The following is a 24,563-nucleotide window of genomic DNA, read 5'->3' as shown; positions in this document are numbered from 1 at the left end:
ATGATCCAATGTCTTTTTTAGTGCAAAGATCTAACTATTTTTAATCTTCACACACAACTTTTGGCATTGATCCTTTTTTATGTTTGTTACCTGCTTAGGTTTTTCTCAAACAATTAACACAGGAACCATCGCTCCAACCTCTTATTGTGAGGGAGAGGCAGTGAATGTGACTTATACTATTACGGGAACATTTAACTCAGCTAATACTTTTACAGCGCAATTATCAGATGCTTTAGGCTCTTTTATATCTCCTATCGAAATAGGAACATTAGGTTCTAATTCAAGTGGTACTATTACTGCTACAATTCCTTCAGGTACTGCTTCGGGAAGTGGGTATAGAATAAGGGTGGTAAGTAATGATCCGGCTATTATTGGAAGTGGTAATGGTTCAGACTTAACGGTACTAGATATTCCAACGGCTCCAGTTATAGGAACCATTATTCATTCTTGTGATTCAAATCTCGGTAGTGTTGATTTAAGTGGTTTGCCAATCGGGGCGTGGGAAATTACTGAGATCCTAAATGGGAGTCCAAGTGGACGTACATTTAGTGGGTTAGGGTCAACGACTACCATTACAGGGTTGTCTCCTGGAACCTATACTTATACGGTTAAAAATTCTATTGAGGGTTTAGAAGGTGAATATTTTAATAATTTAACTTTAGCAGACCCATCTGTATTAACAAGAACAGATCAAACAATAGATTTTGATTGGGGTGGTGGAAGTCCAGACGCTTCGGTGAATACCAATCATTTTTCGGTACGATGGACTGGAAATGTGGTGCCAAGTGTTAGTGATGACTATGTGTTTAGAACACGTACCGATGATGGTGTTAGACTTTGGGTAGATGGTGTGCCAGTTATTAATGACTGGACAACACATTCACCAACCTATAATTACTCAGCAGCTATAACCTTAAATGCAGGACAAAAATATAGTATTGTATTAGAGTATTATGAAAATGCAGGTGAGGCTGTGGTGGAACTCGATTGGAACAGGGCTGGTGCGGCTACTTATGTGAACATTCCGTCCTCGCAGTTGGTGCGAGATGGTATTAATGGCTGTAGTTCACTACCGTCTGCAGATGTCGTGATTGAGTCTCGTTCAGGTTCTCCGGGGGCGCCTACCACAACTAATGCTTCATTGTGTGTTGGAGGCACAGCAAATGTCACCTTATCAGCTTCTGGTGCTAGTTCAGGTGATCGTTATAGATGGTATGATGCTGCAACTGGTGGAGCTGTGCTTAAAACCAGTACTGATGATTCAGATAATACGTTTATTACACCTGCTATAAATACACCTACAAATTATTGGGTGGCTATTTTAGACTCAGGAGGGTGTCAAAGTGATCTTACTATGGTAAGTGCTGTAACGCCAAATAATCCACTCGATTCGCAAACTACCTCAGGTACAGATTCTTGGATCGGGCATGTCTATGATGGAAATAATGCCTCAGTACTGTATGACGGTAGTTTTACTGATTATTATGGAACGGTGACTGAGCCAGAAGAATTTGATCAAGGTTTTGGAGGGTCGTATACGTGTTACCCAATAAATTCCGCTACGGAAGGCAATAGATCTATTTATACTCAATACTTTTCAGTGCGTTACCGCATGAATTCTTCAAGGCGAGGCTTGTACGTGGTAGATATAGGTTCTGATGATGGAACACGTTTACAAGTTGATGGAACCCTAGCGTATAATTATTGGGCGAATAGAGGTTATGTTGTAGATCAAGACATTTTAATTAGTTTAAATGGAAGTAGCTCCTTAATATTTGATTTTTATGAGAATTCTGGTGGTAACCGTGTGTCATTTAATGATTTAACACAGATAATAGAGAATAACTTAGATACCAATACCATACAAACAATTTGTGAAACAGGAGTGGGTGTGCCTATAAGCGGTGATGAATTTGGTGCTATGCCCTCGGGAATTTCAGGCTCTGGTTATCAGTGGGCTTATGGGAGTTCTTCAAGTGGTCCATGGGACGATATCTCTGGTGCTACTGGAGCGACCTATACCCCCGACGCATTAGATTTTGTGGGTGTAAGTGATGGTGATATTGTCTATGTGATAAGAAAAGCCACGCTTACAAGTGTTAATAATAGGATTAACCCTTATGTTGCAGAACATATTTCAAATGCAACCACTATAAATATCACCGATACCAATGTTTGGACAGGGGCGGTAGATACCGATTGGAATGATACAGGAAACTGGAGCTGTGGTGCTGTTCCAGAAATTATTACAGACGTTTTAATACCTGCAAGCGCTACAAATCAGCCAGAAATTTTTAGTGGCGATGCTAGTGGTTTAACCAACGATTTTAACATTGAAACCGGTGCCTCTCTAACGGTTTACGATAATGTCATTGAAACAGACGGAATTCTTTTATTGAATGGGGTAATTGACTTAGTAGATGAAGGGCAGTTATTGCAAAATGATGCCAGCACTGTAAATCCAGTAAGTACAGGGTATTTAGAGCGTGATCAACAAGGAAAAGCGAATAGTTTTAATTATAATTATTGGTCATCACCAGTACATGTTTCAGGAGCTTCAACCTATAATCTTGATACTGTGTTAAAAGATGGTAGGAGTGGGTATTATGGCGGTGATATTATGTATTCTACTAGTGCTTACGGTGCTGATACTGCTCCAGTTGGACAATTAATTAAAAGTTCCCGTTGGTTATATACTTTCGATGGGCCAACCGATGATTATAATGCTTGGAATAAAATAGATCAAAACACGAACCTTAATCCCGGACAAGGTTTTACAATGAAAGGCTCTATGGGTGCTGTGCCTTTAACAGATCTTGAGAATTATGTATTTATCGGGATGCCAAATAACGGACTTATAAATATCAATATTAATCCAGGTGATGACGTGTTAATTGGAAATCCGTATCCTTCGGCTCTAGATGCGCATCAGTTTATTAGAGATCAGATTGCGTCAACTATTAATAATAGTAACGCAGGAAATAATAGTTCGAATGTTATTAATGGCGCCCTATATTTTTGGGATCATTTTGGGGAAGTAAATTCGCATGTCTTAAAGCAGTACGTAGGTGGGTATGCCACCCGTAATTTAGTGGGAGGGACTATAGCTATTTCAAATGATCCTTTGATAAATAATAATGATGCAGATGGAACAAAAGTACCTGGACAATATATCCCTGTAGGGCAAGGCTTTTTTGTTTCAGCAACGCTTGATGCAGATTTAGATCCTGATGCTAGTACTACTGATGTTGTAGGAGGAACTATTCAATTTAAAAATAGCCAACGTGTATTTGTGACGGAAAGTAGTGGTAATTCTGTTTTTCTGAAATCTGCTCAAAAGGTAGGTGAAAACAAAACTGTAGAAGACACCAGGCCAAAAATTAGGCTAACCTATGCTTCAAATGGTTATTTCAGGCAATTACTTATTGGTGCTGATCCTAACACAAGCAATAACTTTGATATTGGTTACGATGCGCCAATGTTAGATGCTGGTGATGATGATATGTTCTGGGACATTAATCAAGGTAAATTTGTCATTCAAGGTGTGCCAGAATTTGATGAAGATGCACAGTTTCCGTTAGGGTTGCATGTAAGTGCTAATGAGATGGTAGAGATACAAGTAACCGATTTAGTAAATATTCCAGAAGACACTGATTTATATATTAAAGATAGTTTTACAAACAAAACATATCCTATAAACGATGCAGCTTTTAAAATGAATTTAGAAGCCGGAGCTCATTTAAATCGTTTTTCATTGGTTTTTAAAGCAGAAAATACATTGGGTACTGAGCAAGAAAATTTAGAACACGGTTTGTCAGTATTTATGCTTAATGCTAGCGATGAATTACAGATAAAAAACACGACAAGCTCAAGCTTATTAGCCATAAAAATGTACAATGTTTTAGGTGGTGTAGTAAATGCTTGGACAGATAACCTAGAGGCTTCTGTAAGTTTGTTACCCGTTGGTAGTCTTGCGTCAGGGGTGTATTTTGTGCAATTAGAAACCATTTCGGGGTCTACTATAAAAAAGGTGGTTGTTGAATAGTATTTGCGTTTAGCAATTAGCTTAGTCTGAGTTTACGGAGCCGGGAAAGTCACAGATTTTAATACGACAAATACGTAAAAGAAAGTTTGTGTTTCATGTCTTAAACGGATGCTAATTTTTTGATAAAATGATTGGTCTGTATAGATTAAGTTTCTATATTTGCGCACTATTTTTATCGTGATAAGTACGGTATAGGCTTTTAAAAAAGGCTTTAAAAATTGAAATTATTGAGTAAAATATAAAGTGGAGGATAAAAATTTATTTGATTTTGTCCATTTCGCTAAAATTGCAGAAAAACTTTAAGAAATTAGAGTTTGTAGCAATAACGATGTTGTGTTGTTCCTAGAGGAATCTAGGATGTAGTAATACCAGTAATCCTGATAGCAATCGGGAGGTATTCCAATGAAAGGCTTTCCTTTTTTCTGTGAAGAAGATGGGGATGCTTTTTTGTTTTAGGGCAGTTTGTAATTATTGTTTTATGAATTTTTCACATAAACCAGTATCTGTTTTTATAAAATAGAGGCCGTTTGGTAAACTTGAGATGTCTATTGATTTTTGGTTGTTGTAAACATCGATCTTTTTGCCATGTACATCATAGATACTCAAATCCTTGAAATTCTTTCCTTTTAAATTAATAACATCTTTAGAAGGATTTGGGTAGATTAAGGTTTTTGAATTTTCAAGGTCTTTGGTAGATAAATTGTAGTTAATATCTAAATCAAAGCGTTCCATATAATTTTTTCCGCCATTAATGCCGTTGCCCCAGATGTATTTGTGTGCTAATCCCCATGTAACTCCTGTGCCTGGATGATTTCCGTTAGAGTTAGAAACAGCAATGCCTAAGGCTTCAGCAACGCCTGTAGCGCGTCCTTTGATTTCAAAGTTTAGACCATCTTCAGCAAATTGAATGGTGCCTTTTTCAGGGCCATCTAAATGTTGAATAATCGCGATGCCATTTTGGTATGGCCAAACACTAACTTCATGACCAGTATTTGTGATGGGGTTGTATTCTGATTTGATATAAGGTCCCGTAGGGCTGTCTGCAATGGCTACGCCCCATTTAATCTCACGTTCTCCGCAATATCGATCTTCACCCATACGCTCGCCTTTGTAATACAAGTAGAATTTATTTTTGTAAAATACTAAACATGGGTCATGTACTTTGTGACTATCAAAATCTCCTTTTTTATCGGCGTCTAGTCTGCTTGTTGACCCTGCAGTCCATTTTCCGTTATTGGTTGGGGTTAAAATAGGTTGGTCTAATTTAACAAAAGGGCCAGCTGGCGAATTGGCAACAGCCATACCAACATTGTTTTTTACACGTTCTAAATAGGGCGATTTTACGACTTGATAAACCAAATAGTATTTCCCTTGGTGGGCTAAGATTTCTGGGGTGAATACCGAGCGGTCGTCGTAAGCCCCAGTTGCTCCTCTTAGAACGGCTGGGCCTTGTTCGGTCCAAGTATAGCCATCTGTAGAGGTGGCGTAATAGACATCGCAGTAATCCCAGGTAAATACCTTGTCGGATTCTGGAGTTACTCCTGGCTTGTACCCACCCCAATTGGTGTTAAACCAGTGAGATGAAGTAGCTTCACCTCTTGTGTAGTAAACGTAATAGGTGTTGTTGACTTCTATGATTTTACTAGGGTCTCTTCTAGAATAATTAGCATTATTGGCTAAATCTCCAAATACATCTGTTGTTTTAAAATTGACATTCCAATGTATGTCATTTGGTATTGTTGGGGCGTTGTATGCACTGCAGTTGCCACCTGTGCCGTTTGCTCCCATATAGTTTTCCCATCGTAAGGTTGCTGCGCTTTTAACTTTTGGTCGTAAAGCGATGTTCATTCCAGATTGAGGGATTTCGTTAATCGCTTCAAAAAACATATAATTTTCACTTGCTCCTAATTCGGCTGTTAAGGTTTTTGGTGTGTTATCGTTTGCTGTGAGTGTAAAAGCTCCAGAACTATTTGTTGATACAGTTATATTGTCTTCTGTTAAAGTGACTGTTACACCTTGTAAGGGTTGGTTTGTTTTTGAATCTACGACAATACCTTGAAACACTTGAGCAGATAATAATAAGGATTGGCAGCTAAATAGTATAAAAAATAATTTGATTCTCATGAGAAGGTTTGATTTGGGAAATGCTATAAGAGTACCTTTTATAACACTTTAAAAATGTTTCGTATATAATTTTAATATGTTGTAATATGGATAAGGCAGCAGTTAAAATTATTTTTTTAGAACTTTAACGTGATAACCTGTATCTGTTTTTAAGAAATAAATACCATTTGCGAGGTTAGAAATATCAATTTGGGTATTTGTTTTAAAAGATTTTACTTTTAGGCCTGTTGTGTTATACACTGTAACCTCTTTGTAGTTTATAGAGCCTTCCAAGTTTATAATGCCGCTTGTTGGATTTGGGTATACTTTAATTGAAGATGTTGCTTTAGGGCTATCAACACTTAAGGTAGGATCTCTTAAGTCGCTACTAAAGTTATAAACTTGTAAAGTAGTAGTGCTTATTTTACCTCCGGTATCTGGAAATTCTACCGAAACGGTATTATTCGTTTGAATGAGACTAAATGGTACAGGAATCTCTAAAACTCCAAAAAAGCGTTCTCTTTGAGCTTGGTCGTCCCCTCTCCAGTTACTTGGTACCGGTATTATTGTCCCGTTAACTTGTACTGTTGGTTGTAAGTTTAGGCCATGTGGTCTTCCTATTCCAATTCTTAAAACCGCTTCTCCGTAGGTGTTTTTAGTTACTCCGTTAATTTGGAATGTTTCCGCTTGGTTGACAACTATAGATTTTAAATAGCTGGTAGCGTAGTATTTGGTTTCGGTTTTTGTTTCATCAATCAGTATTGGATTATCAAAAGTGTATTCCAAAATCATGGTGCTTTCTGCATGTAGTGTGACTGAAGATGTGTTTGTTGGAATAGATTCATCTAGCAATACAGGCTGGTTGTTTCCGTCTAGATACAAGTGCTTTTTCTGAATAGCATTAATGTTTTCTCCATGAAGACTGATTAATGAAAGGTCAATATCCTTAGCGCTAAATTCTAAATTATTTAATATGACATAGGCTTTATTGCTTTCCGCGTAAGCGTCAACCTGAACATCTAAATCGCTAGAGGTGATATCGATTCTAGTGCCATTTACATTTTGCCATAGTTCATAAAATTTTACCATATCTGTATATACCCATTCTCCGGTGTAACTTGTTGGCTCGTTTTCTTTTCGCATTAAACGGTGATTGTAAGGTACGCCATTGCTGTAACCCCATTCTGCTTTTACGATTACAAAATTTATAGCCGATAAAACGTGGTTTGGTCTAGAAAGAAAAGACATTAATTGGGCGTTTTGAGCCTTTAAATGTAACCAGTCGCGGTATGGACTCCATTGATCTTTAGAGGAATCATGCATTTGGGCGCCATATTCTGAAATTACAAAAGGTTTCACTTCGTTGAATAGCATGTCGCTATATTGCTCCATCATATCGAAAGTGGCTTCTACGTTACCACCAGAGCGTAATTGTTTTTTTCCGCCAATGGTAGGAAAATCATAAAGGTGGATGGACCAAAAATCCATATTAGCACCAGCTACATCCATAAAGAGTTTATCTCTATTAATCCAACGTTGAAAATCACCTTTTTCAAAGTTAGGAAAAGCAGCTGTGTAGCCTCCTAGTTTAACGTCTGGTACTTGCATTTTCATAGCTATTGCAACCTCATTATGAAAATCTGCTACTTCCTGTAAAGTATTTAAAAAATCGTTTGGGCCGCCAAGGTGTCCGTAAGCGGGCTCGTTTATTATTTCTACGTAGGTAGGAGCAGGTTGGTCATTGCCGCCATGAAATTCATTAAGATAGCGTCCCATATATTCACCAGTTGCGGTACCGTTGGCTAGGTTCCAGCCCTGTCCCGTTGTTTGTTGGCCTGTCCCTGTCCAAAAAGGATATTTTTGAGCAACAACAATTAGATTATTTCTAGATTCATAGAGGTGTATATTTGTTTTTGCGGCATAATTATTTCGGCTAATTTGGCCTTTTGAAGCAATATCTGTAGGATCAACATAACCAGGTCGTGTTGGGTCTTCTGCCATTTGATTCATGTTCCAGGTGATGCCTCCAGAATCACGTCCCATATAGACATCATAACCATTTAAAAAGTCGTTTCTTAAATCTCCAACGTTATTGTTGCCGTCCCATTCGGCTTCGGTTTGGTTGGCGTGAATGGTAATAAATTTAGAACGGTCGAAGCTATCTACACCACCTACGCTATGTTTGGCATTAATTATGGTTTTGACTTGAGCAGATGAGGTCATGCTATTAGAAATTACAATGTCTTTGCTTCCGTTTGCAAATCCGCCGAGGTCATCACTTAATAATATAATGAGGGTGTAATAATTTCCGGCTGGGAGTGAAGCTGTTTCTGGAATGTTTGCTGGGACGGTATAATTGTATGTGATGTTGTCTGTATTCGCATGCGAATCATTACCGCCACCAAGAGGGCAAGTGGCATAAGCGCCGTATTCATTTTCAACGGTTCCAGCAGCATTCAGTTCTCTAATCCATATACAGATATAATCGACATCGGGAGAGGTATAGGACAGTTCCATGTTAACGGATTGATCAGGATTGAATGTTATTGGCGCTGCCGGGGCATTTGACCAGGAGATACTGCTTTGGGCAAATGTTAAGCTTGTTATTAATACTAGTAGTAAGCTAAGTATTCTCATGGTAGTTTTTGTTAGTTGTGTTTGGTTGCAAACAAATGTGATGAATATTTGTGTGATAAAGAGGTTTTGCAACTAGACAAAAACTTAACAACAAGGCTTATAGCTTGTAGGGATTGTTTTTTAATACTTACAGGGTTACAGGTGTTTAAGCTTATAAATGAAAGCTTTTGTAATTAAGATTAATTGTAGTAATCGAACATAGGAAGGTTAGGAGACCTCTATTTTTCGTGAGTTTTTTATAGAGGTTTAATTTAAAAAGCTTCAGCAAAACCAAAATAAACGCCTGAGATTCCATGAGGCCCAAATCCGTAATCAATTCTGAGGTTAGTGTTGTTTTTGGAGTCGACCTTAATACGTAATCCTGCGCCGTACGAAAGTTTCCAGCCATCAAAAGAAAGGTTTTCATATTTATCGGCTACACGTCCGGTTCCAAACCACGCGGCAGCTCCAAATATATTCCAGATGGGCGCACGGTATTCTACTTGAGAATCAACAAGCACATGATCTCTGTAGGCGCCTTTAAAATACCCTCTCATTTGTTTATCACTACCAAGCATTGAAAGGTCGTAAAAAGGTGTGTTTCCAGGCGTGTTGCTAGTGGTTACTTGTAAAGCGATGATGTGTTTTAGCCAAGGGTTGAAATATTTTCTAGCATCAATTTCATATTTTGAATACTGGTAAGTACTTCCAAGGAATTTGGGGTTGGTTAGAATATAAGACATGATATAGGCGCCTCCCTGCGGGTTGTACCTGTTGCCTCTACTGTCGTATGAAAAAGCAAGCCCAGTTCCCACCGCTATACCGCCATCTAACCCCGTAACGTCATCTTCAATTAAAAAACTATCTGGTTCGGTTTCTATATTAAAATAACTTGAAAAATTAATTGGCACGCCAATGTAAAAATGTTTTTTAAATCGGAACATATAGGTAGCGAAAAACTTGATGCGTTCAAGTTCAATTTTTTCTACATCCTCTTTATTCACGTCATTACCAATCCCAAAAATATAATCGGGTTGCCTTTCATAATTCACATAAGCAATGACATTACGGTTGTTTTCTTTAAAAATGAGCTCGGTTGATACCGAAACGTTAATACGGCCTTTGGTTGAAAAGGTGAAAACTTCTGAAAGTTTTGAAGGTTTAGAAATGGTATCTTCTTTAGAAAGCGATAAGATATTAAATTTTGTTATGCCGAAAATATTCCCGGATTCTGGTGTGTGCGAATAAATAGGAACTGGAGATTTTTTAAAAAAGGCTTCTGCTTTTTTATTGAATTTATCAAATTTTGAAAGCTCAGCTTTAGAGGTGTCGACTTCCTTTTTATAAAGAGAATCAGATTGTGCGTTAAGAAAACTTACATGAAGAAATAAGAGTATAGCAAGGGTTCTTTTAATCATAATTAGCAGTTTGCCTAACAACAGCACATCGTTTTCAAGTTAAAGATGTTCAAGTTACACTATTTAAGTTTATGAATTAAAATAAATTTTTAGATGTTTTTTAATAATGGTTTGATTTGTTTAGCTGGTTTATAATGGGGTAAGTTTCATTGAAAATGAGTTTGTATTTAAGCGGTGTGCTCTGATAAAATAAATGTTTAGTTACAATAACTAATTTTGTACATTGCATGGGTTATATAATTTCAGAATAATTTATGGTTACATTAAAACAATTAGCTAAAGAGTTAAATGTATCGATTTCTACGGTTTCAAAAGCATTAAATAATAGTACTGAAATTGGTGGGGAAACTGTAAAACGTGTAAAAGAACTTGCTGAATTATATAATTATAAACCTAATAAGGTTGCTTTAAGTCTAAAGCAGAATAAAACCAAAACTATTGGTGTTATTATTCCTAATATTTTAAATCATTTTTTAGCCAAAGTGCTGTTTGGTATTGAAAGAGAAGCTACCAAGAATGGCTATAATATTATAACCTGCATTTCCAACGAATCTTTAGATAAGGAAAAAGAAAGTTTACAGCTGCTTGCTAGTGGTAGTGTAGATGGTTTTATTTTATCCATGGCTGAAGAAACTCAGGTTAAGAGTGAGGTGGAGCACTTTAAGAGAACAATTGCTCAAGGTGTTCCCATTGTAATGTTTGATAGAGTGGCTCACGATGTGATGTGTGATAAAGTAATTGTAGATGATTTTGAATCAACCTACAATGCAACAAAAACTCTATTGGCAGAAAACCGTAAAAACATTGGTTTTATTAGTAATATTAATGATTTAAGCGTTGGAAAACTGCGTGAACGTGGTTATAATAAAGCAATTTTAGAAGCAGGTATGGAACCGATTGTTTTAAAAATTAAGAAAAAAGACGACCATCATAAAAAAATAAAAGGGTTTTTTAAGAACAACAATAAACTAGATGGTATTGTTGCTGCAGATAGTTCGTCAGGGATTATTGGTCTTAATATGGCTGTAAATTTCGGATTAAAAGTACCCAAAGACATATCGGTTATTGGCTTTGCTAGTAAGTCAGACTCTTATCATACGCTACCGCGATTAACAACCATTCGTCAGCATGCTAAAATTATTGGTTCGAAGGCTGCAGAGCTACTAATAAATAGGTTGCAACAAACACCTCAGTCGGAAAATTACCACACTAAAATAGTGAAAACCAGCTTAGTAAGAAACAAATCAACCTTGTGATTTGTTAAAATTTAGTGTATTTCAGCGATAAAAAACGGTCTTTCTATTAGAGTTATTCGTCATTTAGATATTTGTCTATATCTTAGGTGATTGAATGATTATTGAATTGCTTGTTTATTTCCTAAAAATTTATCATTCATGACTTTTTCTAGTCATAGTCTCTCATTTTGCTATATGTAGTCGTGCGTTTTAATGCAGTTGACTTAAGATTATTTATTCAATTTAAACTGAGTTTTTCATTGAAAACTTGGTAATACATAATTTTTTAAATTAGAAAAGTATTTAACAACCCTAAAAATTAGAACATATGAAAGTTTTTAAAATCACCTTATTAGTAGCATTATTTATCGCTTTATTCACCTCATGTACAAAGCAAGATTTACATGAAGATGATGTACTGACTGATGAAACCACCACAGTTTTATACACAGATGGAAATGGAGTTGAACGTTAATTTACTAAAAAATTAGAAATATGAAAGTTTTTAAAACCACCTTATTAGTAGTATTATTTATGGCCTTATTCGCCTCATGTACAGAGCAAGATTTACATGAAGATGATTTGTTAATTGAAGAAACCTCCACTGTTTTATATACAGATGGAAATGGAGTTGAACGTTAATTTACTAAAAATTAGAACATATGAAAGTTTTTAAAATCACCTTATTAGTAGTATTATTTATGGCCTTATTCACCTCATGTACAGAGCAAGATTTGCATGAAGATGATTTGTTAATAGAAGAAACCACTACAGTTTTATACACAGATGGAAATGGAGTTGAACGTTAATTTACTAATAACAAAACTTATGAGAATTCTTAAATTTATTTTAATAATAGTAGTGTTTATAGCCTTGTTCACATCTTGTGGTAAGCAGAACTTACATGAAGAAGATTTATTAATGGCTACCTCGGCAACAGTTTTATATGTAGAAGGAAACTTGGCGGAGCGCTAGTTTGTGAAAACAAAAGTATTTTTTATTTATATCATGTGTTAAGCAAGGTTGTGTATGGTTATTTGGTTGTTTTCAATTAGATATATGTGTAATGAGTGCTTCTAATCGTAGGATTTTATTATTTATGTTTAAGGTATAATCTGTGATATGAACTCACTATGTCGTATTTATTAAAAAATAATAAATACATTTGGGGATTTTACCCTGAATACTTGTGAAATTATTTAGTTACTTTTTATTATCAATGTTTTTATACGTGAGTACGTCGCGCGCGCAAACCTATAATGAAGAGAAATTTGATAGTATTCTTTATTATTTAAAAATATCAGATAATAATAAAGCAGTCTTCAAGAAAAGAGAACAAATGGCTTTAAGAGCCAGAGCTTTAGCTGCTGAAATTAATAGCTATTCGCTTCAAAAAAAAAGTAATCTGCAATTAATAGGCCTTTACAAGGTATTTGATAAAAATCAATTATATATAAAATTTACTCATGAAAATTTAAAGCTAGCCGAAAAGTTTAAAGATAGCAATATAGTAGCCCATATGAATAAAAATTTAGGTTATTATTACTTCGATAAAATACATGATAGTGCACATTATTACAACAATAAAGCCGAAAAATTATTTAGGAAGTTAAACGATCATTTCAATACGGCCGCTGTTTTATTAGATGTGGCTTCACTTCAAAGGGACGGAAAGGATTATACAGGGAGTGAACTCACCCTAATTGAAGGTCTTAAGCTTTTGAATAAGATAGAATATCCTTCGAAAGAAGTGATTCGTAAAAAGGCTTATTTTTATAATAGTTTAGGTATTGTTTTCAACGTTCTTGAGCAATATGATAAATCCATAGAATATCAAAATAAGTCTATTGCTTTGAAATTAAAGCTAAAAGGAGATAATAAGTCTTCGATAGAATTATCAAAAAATAATTTAGGTAACGCTTTAAAAGAAGCAGGCAAATATGAATTAGCGATTGAAACTTTCAAGGGAATTCTCGAGGATAAAACTTTGGCAGAACAACAGCCTGATTTCTATGTTATGGTGCTAGATAATTATGCGCATGCCTTATACTTGTCTTCAAACAGAGATGCTCTTCCTGGCTTATATCACAAAGCCTTAAAGGTGAGTATGACCTTAGGGAAGGATAATTATAAATCGATAGTAATTCTTAAGCATCTAGCTGAGTACTATCATGGTTTAGGGCTAAAGGACTCTGCAAAGTATTATGCTTATGAAGCAAAGCGAATTGCAGAAAAATTTCATAACGATGATCTTTTAAAATCATTATTGTTACTTTCAGAAATAGAAGAAGGAGAGGTAGCTGCGAATCATTTACGGAATTATGTGAAATTAAATGATAGTTTACAGAAAAGTGAGCGCGCCATTAGGAATAAATTTGCTCGAATTAAGTATGAAACTAATGAGATAGAGGAGGAAAATGTCAAAATTGCTAAGGAGCGCATGTGGTTGTTAATAATTTCAATCGTCATTATTATAGCCTCTTTCTTACTCTATATTATTTTTACACAACGCAATAAAAATAAAGAGTTAGAGTTTATTCAAAAGCAACAAGAAACAAACGAAGAAATTTATAATTTGATGCTTTCTCAAAATGAAGTGATTGAGGATGCTCGAGCTTTAGAAAAGAAACGAATTTCAGAAGAGCTCCATGATGGTGTTTTAGGGAGACTGTTTGGTGCCCGCTTGAGTTTAGATAGTCTGAATATGAATAATAGCGACAAAGCTATTAAAACTAGAGGGCAATACATCTCTGAGTTAAAAGTAATTGAAGAAGATATTAGAAAAGTTTCTCACGAATTAAATGCAGATTTCGTAACGGGATCAGGTTTTAGAGAAATCATAAAAAATCTAATTGAAACCCAGACAGCTACTTATAAAATAAGTTATAAGTTGGATTGGGAAAGTGCTATAGATTGGGATGAGGTGTCTAATAAAATAAAAATTCACTTTTACAGAATTATTCAGGAAGCACTTCATAATATATACAAGCACGCTAAAGCAACAGAAGTTCGAGTTAGTTTTAAGTTTGAAAGTGAAACCATTCGTTTAAGTATTATTGATAATGGATCAGGTTTCGATGTTAATAGAGCAAAATCGGGAATAGGTTTAAAAAACATGAAGTCTCGAATTAAAGAAATAAATGGAACGATAGCCATAACTTCCCAAAAAGAAGAAGGAACTACCGTAAAAATAGATGTCCCCACGTCTTAACCTAAAATTATGATTGAAAATATTAAAATACTAATGATTGATGATCATCCCATGATTATCGAGGGGTATCAAAACACCCTGCTTTTTACAAAGCGAGACAATCAAGAATTAGATATTGAAATTGCAAATAACTGTGATGAAGCTCTAACAGCAATGAATAAGGTGATAAAGAATAACACCCCTTATGATGTGTTGTTTGTAGATATTAGTTTACCAGCTTCTACCGATGGTACCATGAGCTCTGGTGAAGATTTAGCCGAATATGCCAGGAAAATTTTGCCAAATTCAAAAATAATTATTTTAACGATGTTTAATGAGGCGTTTAGAATTCATAACATCCTTAAAACTATAAACCCAGAAGGTCTTATCATTAAAAGTGATTTAACTTCAAGTGAACTCGCTAGTGCTTTTCAAAAAGTGTTAGATGGCGACACCATCTATAGCGCTACTGTTAAACAATTAATTAGAAGAACAACTAGTAGTGATATTGTTATAGACGATAAAAATAGAAAAATACTGCATTTGCTGTCTCAAGGGGTTAAAACTAAAAATTTAGCATCGCACTTAGATATTTCATTAAGCGCCATTGAGAAGCGAAAAAAACAATTGCGAGATCTTTTTGAAGTAGAAGATGGGCAAGATGAAACCTTACTAAACCAAGCTAGAAAAAAAGGCTTTGTTTAATTTACAATAGAAAAATTCAACTTTTTTAGAATAATTTTTAATAAAATAAATTTTTTTAAAAACGCAAATAGCTAGTTATGAGTTATTTACATTGATATTCATTTGTTGCTGTGGGTTTTCCGCAGTTTGAAAAGGATAAGGTTATTTATCTTTGATGTATCAACAATTCAAAAATTAATTAATCCCTCAATTTTTTAGTTGATAATAGCAATTTACATGACCCTGTGGAGGTGAGAGACCCACAGGGTTCTTCTTTTTATAAAGTTTCGTATTTTATTTAATCACATTATAAATTACATTTGGTATAAAAAAATTGTATTTTTCGGCTTTCTGTTTAATTCATGAAGTACGCTATTGTCTTTCTATTCGTTTTAACACTCTCGTCATGTGAGTATTTTAATGTGAAAAAAACATCTTCAGAAGCTATTTTGAATGAAGAATTGAAAACCTTTAATTGGAGTGATGTGGATGAATATCCTGGTTTTTCAATATGTGAGGCTTCCGATACTAAGGAAGATCGTAAAGCTTGTTTTCAAAATACATTAACAAATCACATTACCAATTACTTGCAAAAGGAAACAATTATCGTAACTCAAGATATTAACGATACGGTTATGTTAGAATTTCAAGTTTCTAAAGCAGGTGAGCTGGTTTTAACCCATGCAACAATTGATTCTGTTACGGTTGAAGAAATTCCGAATATAGAAAGTCTTTTAGAAGAGAGTTTAGATTCGCTTCCCGCGATTTATCCAGCTATAAAACGCGGACAACAAGTTACTACAGAGTTTCAATTGCCGCTAATAATTAGTGTGAACTAGTTATTTTTTAAAAGCTCTTCCTTTCCAACTATAATCCGACATTATAGAAACTAAAGCGATGTATACACTAAAAAAAGGATAGACGATAAAACCTGTCAAATAACTTTTTAAGGCATATTGCTGATTTAGAAAACGGGTGGTTTTAAAAATCAAATAAAAATCAATACTGCATTTAATAGTCAAAATACAGCCGAAAACTTTTAAATTAAAAAGATTTAAAAGGCTTAAAATTAAGGCTAAAACGACCATAAAATTCATCAAAAAAACAAGTATCCCCGTTAATTTTCCAAATCCGTTTTTATAAGCCGTTGTTTTAGCTGCCCAACGTACACGCTGTGAAACCAGAGATTTCCAATTAGGCTGAGCATTCGTTTTTACTATCGCGTCTTCACTTTTTAGGTAATGTACGTTATTCGGGTGTTTTTGGGTTGCTTTTTCTAATAAGAAAAGGTCATCCCCACTAGCAATATTGGAGTTTCCAATAAAACCAGACAATTCAAAGAACAATGATTTTTTATAAGCAAAATTGGCTCCGTTGCATAAAAAAGGGGTTTTAAGACCGAAACCACCAATAGTAGCACCTTGTAAACTCATAAGGTCTAACCACTGGAAACGGTTTAGGAAAGAGTTTTCTAAGTGGTAAGTAACGGGTGCTGCCACGCAAAGGGTGTTGGTTTCCTGTATAAAGGCGTCAAAAGTTTTTAGCCAATTTTGAGGCAGAACACAATCGGCATCCGTTGTTATAATCCAGTCATTTTGTGCTTTGTATATGGCTGAGGTAATGGCGTCTTTTTTAGGTGAATTGGAGTGTCTTTGATTTTCGATAATACGAATGTCTGTTAAACTGTTTTCACTTAAAGACTGAATGATTTCCACCGAATTATCTTCAGAGGCGTCATTAACCAAAATCACTTCAAAAAGATTTGTAGGATAATTTAAGGCATGAAGTGATTCTAGCAGTTTTGATAAGTTGTTAGCTTCATTCCGAAAAGGAATAATTACAGAAAACGGTATTCTGGCTAATGTATCTTTAGCTTTGAAAGTTTTAGTTTTATCAAATCCATAAACAAAACTTCCGATTAAAAACAAGTAAGCTAAGGTGATAACTATGCAAATTATAACCATCATGCTATATTGTTTTTAAAATCGAATTTAAGCACATAATAACTTCCCATAAGGCTTGGTAACACAAAATTAAGCAACCACATAAGTGTAACTACAGATAAAACAATGAGTTCATTCACATGAGCAAACGAAAATAAAAACACCGAAATACTGCCTTTTACAAGAACATCAAAAATAAAAATAGACGGTATCACTGAGGCTAATAAATACATGGTTGAGATAATAATAAGTGATTCTAAATAGGTAAGCTGAATTTGAAAAACCTGAAGTAAAAAATAAAACTGAAATGAAAAAACAGCATATCTCAAAAAGGATAAGCCTAAACCTTGTAGAAGTTTGTCCTTCGGAAAGGTTGTTAAAAAACGTTTTACCTTTTCTGTTGAAAATGCTTTAAACTTAAATTTGCCTTTAAAAATGGTAAAGCTAAGGAGTAAGACGAGACCAAGAAGCCCGCTGCCATAAATTGAAAAGGTGTAAAGGCTAAAAGGTGTTTCAAAACGTTGTAGGAAAAACACGAAACCTATTAGTCCTAAAACTGTAGTGGTGAATAGCTGTAAAAGGTTGCTAATTAAATTAATGGCAACTATTTTTTTTCGAAATCTAGCCTGGTAGTACATGGCCTTTGCGCCATATTCTCCAATGCGGTTTGGCGTAATTAAAGAGGCGGTAAGTGACCCTAGACTTTGCGCAGTAGCATTTTTAAAGCTAATTTTTTTAAAGGAACTAACCAGTGACTGCCACTTTAATATTTCTAAAAACCAATTGAAAGCAGATAAAAATAGTAGAAAACTAATGATATTGATAGAGAAATTGGTATTTTCAGTCAAAATTTTATAGAAATCAGAAAAATCTAACGTATTATTGTTAATCAATTTCTGATATATAAAGTACAGTGCAGCAAAAACTATGCTTAGCTTAATAAGCGTAAATAGGAATTGCTTGGTTCTGTATGATAGAGTCTGTACTATGATGGTGCAAATTAAATCAATATTACGCAATGATTGCTTATTTTAAAAAAATTAAGAGTACCTGGATAGTTGCTATCTTATTTTTTTGGTTTGGTTTTTCTCAAGCTCAAGATGATTCTAGTACATTTAAAGTACAGTTTGCAACAGGAATTAATACACCTATGGCTAGTGGTTTTGTTAGTGGTTTCGATGCTAAGCCTATTAATTTTCCGACGATAAATTTAGGAGTTCAGTATCTGTTTTCAAACAATTTTGGAGCTAAGTTAGATTTAGGTTATAATCGATTTTCAAATAAAAAAAATACCACTGAATTTAAAACGAATTATACACGAATCAATTTACAGGGCGTTTACGATGCTAGTCGTATCATTAGATTTTCTCCACGAATGGCAACTTTTCTTCATGCTGGGCCTGGATTTACAATGATTACCCCTTTGGCTGATTACGGTGAGAATAAAACAAACTTTATGAATGCTATGGTGGGCGCAGAATTTCATTATGGTATTAACGACGTTTTATCCATTTATTTGGATGGTTCTTATATCTTTGGCTTTGGAAAAGCATTCGATCCGCCTTCAGACGGTTTTGGTGCCTTTAACGGAGATATATTAACCGTAACGATTGGAGCGTCCATTTCGCTAAGCGGTTGTTACTATTGTAATGATTAATGCAGGAAAGAATAATTTTAGGAATTGATCCTGGAACAACAATAATGGGTTTCGGACTTATAAAAGTGGTGGGTAAAAACATGCACTTTTTACAGTTGAATGAGTTGGATTTAAAAAAATACAGCGATCATTATATCAAATTGAAACTTATTTTCGAGCGTACTATCGAACTTATCGATACGCACAATCCCGATGAAATAGCCATTGAGGCGCCGTTTTTTGGTAAAAATGTACAGAGTATGCTTAAATTAGGCCGCGCTCAAGGTGTTGCTATGGCTGCAGGCTTGAGTCGGGAAATTCCAATAACTGAATATTTACCTAAAAAAATAAAAATGGCGATTACCGGTAACGGAAATGCCAGTAAAGAACAAGTAGCTAAAATGCTTCAAAGCTTATTGGGGTTAAAAACCTTACCTAAAAATTTAGATTCCACAGATGGGCTAGCTGCGGCTGTTTGTCATTTTTACAATTCAGGGCGTATTGAAATAGGTAAAAGCTATTCTGGATGGGATGCTTTTGTAAAGCAAAACCCAAATAAAATAGGTTAACTTCAAGAAAAATGGCTGGTATTTATATTCACATTCCGTTTTGTAAACAGGCATGTTATTATTGTGATTTTCACTTTTCAACCTCTTTAAAAAAGAAAGATGCACTTATTTTAGCACTGGTTAAAGAATTAGAAATTCAGGAAAAAGAGCTACAAAATCATACTGTTGAAACTATTTATTTTGGAGGCGGAACACCAAGTTTATTGTCAAACACTGAATTAAATGTTTTAATAGAGGCCGTTTATGCTAATTATAAAGTTGTTGAAAAACCCGAAATAACACTTGAAGCAAATCCAGATGATTTAACGGGCAACCGCATTCAAGAATTGGCTAAATCGCCAATTAATAGGTTAAGTATTGGTATTCAATCGTTTTTTGAGGATGATTTGAAAATCATGAACCGGGCGCATAATGCGAATGAAGCAAAATCTTGCTTGGAAGAAGCGACGCGTTATTTTGATAATATTACCATCGATTTAATTTACGGCATTCCAAACATGAGTTTAGAGCAGTGGGATGCTAATTTAGAACAAGCGCTTAATTTTGGCGTGAATCATATTTCAAGTTACGCTTTAACAGTCGAGCCAAAAACAGCATTAGATACCTTTGTGAAAAAAGGTACATTTCCTCCAATAGATGAAGATTTAGCCCTGCAGCATTTTAATCATTTGGTAAAACGAACTGAGGAAGCTGGGTTTATACATTATGAAATTTCAAATTTTGGAAAACCGCATTATTTTTCAAAACATAACACGAGTTATTGGCAAGGGAAACCCTATTTAGGCATAGGGCCTTCGGCACATTCTTTTTTAGGTCATGAACGCCGTTGGAATGTTTCAAATAATATCAAGTATATCGAGGCTATTGAAACTGGTGTCCTGCCTAATACAAGTGAAGTTTTATCTCGAGAAGATCAGTTTAATGAATATATCTTGACTGGCTTACGTACCATTTGGGGCGTGTCTCTAAATCGGGTTGAAGCAGAGTTTGGAACTGATTTTCTTCAGCATTTAAAAAAACATTCCCAAGAGTTTATTAAAGATAGTCTACTACGTGTTGTAGAAGAGTTTGATGACTCTAACACACTTACCCAACGACTAACAGCAACTCAAAAAGGTAAATTTTTAATTGATGGAATTGCTTCAGAACTCTTTATGATTTGATTATATTTGGATATGAATGCTACAATCCAATACAACTCAAGAAAACTTCAAATAAATTTAAGCAAACCTTTAGATATTTCTATTCCCCTTCGTGCTTCAGAAAACAATGTTAGAGCCTGGTATGTTGACGCTCCAAAAATTGAACCTGTGGAAGATGGTGACTTTAAGATTGCAGTAAAGAATGGTGCTTGCATAAATTTTAACAATATCTCATTTAACCCCCATGCACATGGTACACATACCGAATGTGTTGGACATATTACGGAAAAAGTACATTCTATAAATACACATTTAAATCAGTTTTTCTTTTTAGCTGAAGTGATTACTGTCGCTCCCGAGCGCTTAAATGGTGATTTTGTAATTTCGGAAAAGCAGATAAAATTTGCTCTAGGAAATAAGAAACGCGACGCTGTGGTGATTCGCACCATTCCAAATACTCGAGAAAAACTCTCGGCACATTATTCAAACACCAATCCTACTTACATGTTAGAAGATGCCGCTATTTATTTAAAAGAAAAAGGCATTAAACATTTATTAATAGATTTACCTAGTGTAGACAAAGAAAAGGACGAGTGCCAACTTTTAGCACATCATGCTTTTTGGAACACCAGTGGAAAGCTGCGTTTAGACGCCACGATAACAGAGTTTATTTTTGTACCCAATACCGTGGAAGATGGCGAGTACTTTTTAAACTTACAAATTGCCCCTTTTGAAAATGATGCAACTCCAAGTAAACCTATCTTATATGAAGTTTTAAGTTAATTAAATTATAGGTTATTATGGATATCGAACAGATTAGAGGTTATTGTTTGAATAATAAAGGCGTGACTGAAGATTTTCCTTTTGATGAGCACACCTTAGTCTTTAAAGTTTTAGGAAAAATGTACGCCCTAATTTCTCTGAAAAAGTGGGAGGAAGGTGAAGCTGCTATCAACTTAAAAGCAAATCCAGAATATGCTTTAGAGCTTCGAGAAAGTTACGGTAGCATTCGTGCGGGGTATCATATGAATAAAAAACATTGGAACACAGTTTATCTTAAAGAAGGTGAATTGAAGCCGGAACTCATCAAATCTCTAATTGATCATTCTTACGAAATGGTAGTTCAAGGGATGACAAAAAAGATGCAAAGCAAATTGGAAGAACTGTAAAAGTCATTGTTTTTTGTTGTACCTTTAGTATCTCTCTGAAAATCAAAACCTTATTATTAGCATAATCATCGCCCTAAAATCTTAAAGTCGCATTATTAACTTTAATATTAGATAGATTATGAAAACTATTAAACACACTTTAGCAGCGTTGAGTGTTTTGCTCATGTTGTTTTATTCCGAAACCGTTTTAGCACAATTAGACCAAACACCAAAGTATATGACCGCCACAACCTTGAACTGGAATCAAGATAATGGAGATTTAGATATGGATGAATGGAAATCTATTGAAAAAGAGTACTTAGAAAAAGTAACTAAAAAGAATGAGTATATTCTTGGATCTTCATTTTATAAACCACAGTTATCTGGTAGTAGCGGAAAGTTAGTCGTTGTAAGGGTTTACGGTTCGTGGGTAGCTATTGAAAAGGCCGCAGAGCGTAATTATGAATTAGAAAAGGCCGCATGGTCAAATGAAAAGCACCTAAAAGATTTTAAGAAAAAACAGCGTTCCTTTTACAGACATGATCATTCTGATGAAATTTACTCAGTGCTTCCTATTATGAAAGAAGTTCAAGACTGGTCCAATGATATGGTTTGTTACGTTCGTACACAATATTTAACTTTTCCAGAAGATGGTAAAGAGGATGAAGTTGTAGGCTTATTACAAGAAAATTATGATAAATTGGTAAAAGACAATGCGCTTATTAAAGGCTTCTTTTCTTATAGACATGCATGGGGTGCTAATGGAAGTGAGATTAAAAACGCGTATTTTCTTTCGTCTATTTCAGATTTAGAGAAACTTTTCGAGAGCGTTCCAGATCTTGAGAAAAAAGCATGGCCAGGAGATCATGAGTTAAAAAAACATACAGAAGTTGTAAAAAAATATTTCAAAAATGTACATGAGGATGAAGTGTATAGGTTTGTTAGCGGACTTTCAAAATAAACTGCTGAAAATAGGTGGTTTTTGATTAGGGTTGAAACTTGTAGAAGGTTTTAATTAGCTGTATTTTTGTGTTTCAAAATTTATACTCATGAGCGTTTTACAAACCTTAAAAGACAGAAGTAATTCCACTTGCGAATTATGTACAGCAACTAACGATTTATCACAATACACGATTCCGCCATCATTGAATGAAAATGTTGCTAACGATATCCTGGTTTGTAAAACATGTCTTGATCAGATTGAAGAGAAGGAGGATATGGATCCAAATCACTGGCGCTGTTTAAACGACAGTATGTGGAGTGAGCATGTTGCTGTTCAAATTATGGCTTGGCGTATGCTACAGCGTTTACGTAATGAGGGTTGGCCAAAAGATTTGGTAGACATGATGTACTTAGACGATGAGGCTCTGGCTTTAGCGCGCGCAACTGGGGAGCATGAAGATGCGGCAAATAAAATTATTCATCGTGATGTAAACGGCGTTATTTTAGATAATGGCGATTCGGTGGTTTTAATCAAAGACCTTAAGGTAAAAGGCTCTAGTTTGGTAGCAAAGCAAGGTACAGCGGTTAGAAATATTCGTTTAGATCGTGAAAACGATAAGTATATTGAGGGTAAAGTTGGAGCCCAACAAATTGTAATTATTACCGATTACGTAAAAAAGCTATAAGCTTAATTCGTTTCGTTAAAGTCTCTAGTAATATACTATTCAAATGGAATGTTTTAAGTGGAGGTGTCTGCAATAATTTTCCATTCCCCATTAATCTTTTTGAAGACGAGCATAAAAATACCGTCTGCATTGCCAAGATCACGTTTTATATGATATTCTCCTAAAACATAATAAGCATCCTTGCTTATTTTTGTAATGTCGTTTATTTTGAAGCTTAATATACCTGTATGATCTTCGGTAGGGTAGGCTTTAAGATAGCGATCCAATGTGTTTTCCCAGCCTTTTGTTACTCCATTTGCGCTATAAAATTTTAGTGAGTCGCTTTTCCAGTAACCAGCCATATATTCCTCTATGTTGTTTTTAGACCAAGCCAATCTTTGTTTTTTTAGTACTTTATGAATGGCTTTTTTGTCTGCTTCTTCTTGTGATTGAGAAAAACTAGTAAATGCACAGAGCAGGCATAGAAGTAGGAATATCTTTTTCATTTGGAAAATCTAAATGGTATAAATACAACGTATAAGTTGTAGTAAATGTAATGAAATCTTGTGGTTATGAGGTTGCTTGTCGATGAAATCTGCACACTGTGGTTTTTTATCTAAGGTTCAAATCTCTTGGTCGAAAAAATAGTAGACTAACTGTACTGAATTATTACTTTTACTAGACAACCCTATGATTAGTTCTTTTTATTAGTCTAACCGTTTAAAACACTTAACATGGATTTACAAATTACGAGCTGCAATAACTTTTATAAAGTTAAAGGCAATTTAAACAAAAGTAATGTTGCTATTTTTATTAATGAGTTTGAAAACATTTTTGAAACTCTAGACAAAGTTACTATCAGTATTAAAGATATTGAAAGTATGGATAAATATGGTGTTGATGCCTTATCGAAGCTTCACGCAGAGGCTTTAATGAAAAACAAACAATTTTCTATTATTGGATATGGTTGTAAAGAACTTTACGATCATTTTAAAACAGAGGTTGCTGCTTAAATTAAGCAGATATAAATTATAACCATATAAAAATGAGCTAAAAAGCTGGTTTTATATGGTTTTTTTATTGGTATAATTCTCAGCGCTATTCCGTGTAACACAATTGCTTGTGCTGGTCGAATAAAGTAGTTGTGTTGCTGTAAGCTTCCCCATATTAGAACTGCTTAATTTTCTAAAACTAGTTTAAAATTACTGTTTTTAATTCTCTTGGGGC

At 34.8% G+C, this 24,563-nt stretch carries 23 protein-coding genes; 17 read left to right on the top strand and 6 right to left on the bottom strand.

What is annotated here, in order from left to right:
- Positions 1-79: 79 nt before the first annotated feature.
- Positions 80-4,045, top strand: coding sequence for a PA14 domain-containing protein (locus tag Q4566_RS16390; protein ID WP_303423538.1), 3,966 nt, complete (start codon positions 80-82; stop codon positions 4,043-4,045).
- Positions 4,046-4,513: 468 nt separating this feature from the next.
- On the opposite strand, the gene Q4566_RS16385 is transcribed toward Q4566_RS16390, so the two are convergent.
- The 3 genes from Q4566_RS16385 to Q4566_RS16375 all read right to left on the bottom strand — a co-directional run bounded on the left by Q4566_RS16385 (position 4,514) and on the right by Q4566_RS16375 (position 10,182).
- Complete coding sequence (locus Q4566_RS16385) at positions 4,514-6,169, bottom strand: T9SS type A sorting domain-containing protein (RefSeq protein ID WP_303423536.1); 1,656 nt, start codon at positions 6,167-6,169, stop codon at positions 4,514-4,516.
- A 108-nt stretch (positions 6,170-6,277) separates the two neighbouring features.
- Positions 6,278-8,785 carry a T9SS type A sorting domain-containing protein gene (locus Q4566_RS16380; protein WP_303423534.1) on the bottom strand — a complete coding sequence of 836 codons (2,508 nt, stop codon included), beginning with the start codon at positions 8,783-8,785 and terminating at the stop codon, positions 6,278-6,280.
- Positions 8,786-9,036: 251 nt separating this feature from the next.
- Positions 9,037-10,182 (bottom strand): BamA/TamA family outer membrane protein, encoded by a 1,146-nt coding sequence (locus Q4566_RS16375; protein ID WP_303423532.1) that lies wholly within the window; start codon positions 10,180-10,182, stop codon positions 9,037-9,039.
- Between the two features lie 254 nt (positions 10,183-10,436).
- Between Q4566_RS16375 and Q4566_RS16370 the strand changes: the two genes are divergently transcribed.
- The 8 genes from Q4566_RS16370 (at position 10,437) to Q4566_RS16335 (ending at position 16,130) form a co-directional block, all read left to right on the top strand.
- Positions 10,437-11,438 carry a LacI family DNA-binding transcriptional regulator gene (locus Q4566_RS16370; RefSeq protein WP_303423530.1) on the top strand — a complete coding sequence of 334 codons (1,002 nt, stop codon included), beginning with the start codon at positions 10,437-10,439 and terminating at the stop codon, positions 11,436-11,438.
- Between the two features lie 307 nt (positions 11,439-11,745).
- Entirely contained in the window at positions 11,746-11,892 is a 147-nt protein-coding gene (locus tag Q4566_RS16365; protein WP_303423528.1) for a hypothetical protein, read from the top strand.
- Positions 11,893-11,912: 20 nt separating this feature from the next.
- The gene (locus tag Q4566_RS16360; RefSeq protein ID WP_303423526.1) at positions 11,913-12,059 is read left to right on the top strand and encodes a hypothetical protein; all 147 of its coding nucleotides are present in this window, start codon (positions 11,913-11,915) and stop codon (positions 12,057-12,059) included.
- Positions 12,060-12,079: 20 nt separating this feature from the next.
- The gene (locus Q4566_RS16355; protein WP_303423524.1) at positions 12,080-12,226 is read left to right on the top strand and encodes a hypothetical protein; all 147 of its coding nucleotides are present in this window, start codon (positions 12,080-12,082) and stop codon (positions 12,224-12,226) included.
- Between the two features lie 19 nt (positions 12,227-12,245).
- Positions 12,246-12,392, top strand: a complete 147-nt coding sequence (locus Q4566_RS16350) for a hypothetical protein (protein ID WP_303423522.1) — start codon at positions 12,246-12,248, stop codon at positions 12,390-12,392.
- Between the two features lie 256 nt (positions 12,393-12,648).
- A complete protein-coding gene (locus Q4566_RS16345; protein WP_303423520.1) occupies positions 12,649-14,628 on the top strand; it encodes a sensor histidine kinase in 1,980 nt (659 codons plus the stop codon).
- Positions 14,629-14,637: 9 nt separating this feature from the next.
- Positions 14,638-15,312, top strand: a complete 675-nt coding sequence (locus tag Q4566_RS16340; RefSeq protein ID WP_303423518.1) for a response regulator — start codon at positions 14,638-14,640, stop codon at positions 15,310-15,312.
- A 341-nt stretch (positions 15,313-15,653) separates the two neighbouring features.
- Complete coding sequence (locus Q4566_RS16335; protein WP_303423516.1) at positions 15,654-16,130, top strand: hypothetical protein; 477 nt, start codon at positions 15,654-15,656, stop codon at positions 16,128-16,130.
- Here the strand turns inward: Q4566_RS16335 and Q4566_RS16330 are convergent, their stop codons facing one another.
- A complete protein-coding gene (locus Q4566_RS16330; RefSeq protein ID WP_368506609.1) occupies positions 16,131-17,258 on the bottom strand; it encodes a glycosyltransferase in 1,128 nt (375 codons plus the stop codon). It abuts the gene before it with no gap.
- Positions 17,255-18,253 carry a lysylphosphatidylglycerol synthase domain-containing protein gene (locus Q4566_RS16325; protein WP_303423514.1) on the bottom strand — a complete coding sequence of 333 codons (999 nt, stop codon included), beginning with the start codon at positions 18,251-18,253 and terminating at the stop codon, positions 17,255-17,257. Before Q4566_RS16325 ends, Q4566_RS16330 begins: the two co-directional genes overlap by 4 nt.
- Here Q4566_RS16325 and Q4566_RS16320 point away from each other — a divergent pair.
- From Q4566_RS16320 to Q4566_RS16290, 7 genes are all read left to right on the top strand, one after another.
- Positions 18,253-18,891, top strand: a complete 639-nt coding sequence (locus Q4566_RS16320) for a cell envelope biogenesis protein OmpA (protein ID WP_303423512.1) — start codon at positions 18,253-18,255, stop codon at positions 18,889-18,891. The genes Q4566_RS16325 and Q4566_RS16320 overlap by 1 nt on opposite strands.
- A complete protein-coding gene (ruvC, locus tag Q4566_RS16315; protein ID WP_303423510.1) occupies positions 18,891-19,439 on the top strand; it encodes a crossover junction endodeoxyribonuclease RuvC in 549 nt (182 codons plus the stop codon). The genes Q4566_RS16320 and ruvC overlap by 1 nt, the downstream gene beginning before the upstream one ends.
- A gap of 11 nt (positions 19,440-19,450) precedes the next feature.
- Positions 19,451-20,602: a radical SAM family heme chaperone HemW gene (gene hemW, locus Q4566_RS16310; RefSeq protein ID WP_303423508.1), complete on the top strand. Its 1,152-nt coding sequence runs from the start codon at positions 19,451-19,453 to the stop codon at positions 20,600-20,602.
- Between the two features lie 12 nt (positions 20,603-20,614).
- A complete protein-coding gene (locus tag Q4566_RS16305; RefSeq protein ID WP_303423506.1) occupies positions 20,615-21,364 on the top strand; it encodes a cyclase family protein in 750 nt (249 codons plus the stop codon).
- Positions 21,365-21,381: 17 nt separating this feature from the next.
- On the top strand, positions 21,382-21,750 hold the full coding sequence (locus Q4566_RS16300; RefSeq protein ID WP_303423504.1) for an MmcQ/YjbR family DNA-binding protein: 369 nt from the start codon (positions 21,382-21,384) through the stop codon (positions 21,748-21,750).
- Between the two features lie 118 nt (positions 21,751-21,868).
- A complete protein-coding gene (locus Q4566_RS16295) occupies positions 21,869-22,690 on the top strand; it encodes a hypothetical protein (RefSeq protein WP_303423502.1) in 822 nt (273 codons plus the stop codon).
- Between the two features lie 88 nt (positions 22,691-22,778).
- A complete protein-coding gene (locus tag Q4566_RS16290; RefSeq protein ID WP_303423500.1) occupies positions 22,779-23,357 on the top strand; it encodes an alkylphosphonate utilization protein in 579 nt (192 codons plus the stop codon).
- Between the two features lie 53 nt (positions 23,358-23,410).
- On the opposite strand, the gene Q4566_RS16285 is transcribed toward Q4566_RS16290, so the two are convergent.
- Positions 23,411-23,842 (bottom strand): nuclear transport factor 2 family protein, encoded by a 432-nt coding sequence (locus tag Q4566_RS16285; RefSeq protein ID WP_303423498.1) that lies wholly within the window; start codon positions 23,840-23,842, stop codon positions 23,411-23,413.
- A 228-nt stretch (positions 23,843-24,070) separates the two neighbouring features.
- On the opposite strand from Q4566_RS16285, the gene Q4566_RS16280 reads away from it, so the two are divergent.
- On the top strand, positions 24,071-24,349 hold the full coding sequence (locus tag Q4566_RS16280; protein ID WP_303423496.1) for a hypothetical protein: 279 nt from the start codon (positions 24,071-24,073) through the stop codon (positions 24,347-24,349).
- The last annotated feature ends 214 nt before the right edge of the window (positions 24,350-24,563 follow it).

The sequence above is a fragment of the Tamlana sp. 2_MG-2023 genome, assembly GCF_030548465.1.
Classification (GTDB): Bacteria; Bacteroidota; Bacteroidia; order Flavobacteriales; family Flavobacteriaceae; genus Pseudotamlana.
The sequence above is the reverse complement of the archived record's forward strand: the minus strand, read 5'-3'. Positions and strand labels throughout refer to the sequence as shown.

Bases quoted from the DNA above. Each gene is read 5' to 3' on its own strand.
- ruvC (WP_303423510.1), top strand. From the start codon at position 18,891: ATGCAGGAAAGAATAATTTTAGGAATTGATCCTGGAACAACAATAATG.
- Q4566_RS16320 (WP_303423512.1), top strand. From the start codon at position 18,253: ATGATTGCTTATTTTAAAAAAATTAAGAGTACCTGGATAGTTGCTATC.
- Q4566_RS16390 (WP_303423538.1), top strand. From the start codon at position 80: ATGTTTGTTACCTGCTTAGGTTTTTCTCAAACAATTAACACAGGAACC.
- Q4566_RS16380 (WP_303423534.1), bottom strand. From the start codon at position 8,785: ATGAGAATACTTAGCTTACTACTAGTATTAATAACAAGCTTAACATTT.
- Q4566_RS16335 (WP_303423516.1), top strand. From the start codon at position 15,654: ATGAAGTACGCTATTGTCTTTCTATTCGTTTTAACACTCTCGTCATGT.
- Q4566_RS16355 (WP_303423524.1), top strand. From the start codon at position 12,080: ATGAAAGTTTTTAAAATCACCTTATTAGTAGTATTATTTATGGCCTTA.
- hemW (WP_303423508.1), top strand. From the start codon at position 19,451: ATGGCTGGTATTTATATTCACATTCCGTTTTGTAAACAGGCATGTTAT.
- Q4566_RS16375 (WP_303423532.1), bottom strand. From the start codon at position 10,182: ATGATTAAAAGAACCCTTGCTATACTCTTATTTCTTCATGTAAGTTTT.
- Q4566_RS16360 (WP_303423526.1), top strand. From the start codon at position 11,913: ATGAAAGTTTTTAAAACCACCTTATTAGTAGTATTATTTATGGCCTTA.
- Q4566_RS16330 (WP_368506609.1), bottom strand. From the start codon at position 17,258: ATGATGGTTATAATTTGCATAGTTATCACCTTAGCTTACTTGTTTTTA.
- Q4566_RS16365 (WP_303423528.1), top strand. From the start codon at position 11,746: ATGAAAGTTTTTAAAATCACCTTATTAGTAGCATTATTTATCGCTTTA.
- Q4566_RS16285 (WP_303423498.1), bottom strand. From the start codon at position 23,842: ATGAAAAAGATATTCCTACTTCTATGCCTGCTCTGTGCATTTACTAGT.
- Q4566_RS16340 (WP_303423518.1), top strand. From the start codon at position 14,638: ATGATTGAAAATATTAAAATACTAATGATTGATGATCATCCCATGATT.
- Q4566_RS16385 (WP_303423536.1), bottom strand. From the start codon at position 6,169: ATGAGAATCAAATTATTTTTTATACTATTTAGCTGCCAATCCTTATTA.
- Q4566_RS16350 (WP_303423522.1), top strand. From the start codon at position 12,246: ATGAGAATTCTTAAATTTATTTTAATAATAGTAGTGTTTATAGCCTTG.
- Q4566_RS16280 (WP_303423496.1), top strand. From the start codon at position 24,071: ATGGATTTACAAATTACGAGCTGCAATAACTTTTATAAAGTTAAAGGC.
- Q4566_RS16305 (WP_303423506.1), top strand. From the start codon at position 20,615: ATGAATGCTACAATCCAATACAACTCAAGAAAACTTCAAATAAATTTA.
- Q4566_RS16290 (WP_303423500.1), top strand. From the start codon at position 22,779: ATGAGCGTTTTACAAACCTTAAAAGACAGAAGTAATTCCACTTGCGAA.
- Q4566_RS16370 (WP_303423530.1), top strand. From the start codon at position 10,437: ATGGTTACATTAAAACAATTAGCTAAAGAGTTAAATGTATCGATTTCT.
- Q4566_RS16295 (WP_303423502.1), top strand. From the start codon at position 21,869: ATGAAAACTATTAAACACACTTTAGCAGCGTTGAGTGTTTTGCTCATG.
- Q4566_RS16300 (WP_303423504.1), top strand. From the start codon at position 21,382: ATGGATATCGAACAGATTAGAGGTTATTGTTTGAATAATAAAGGCGTG.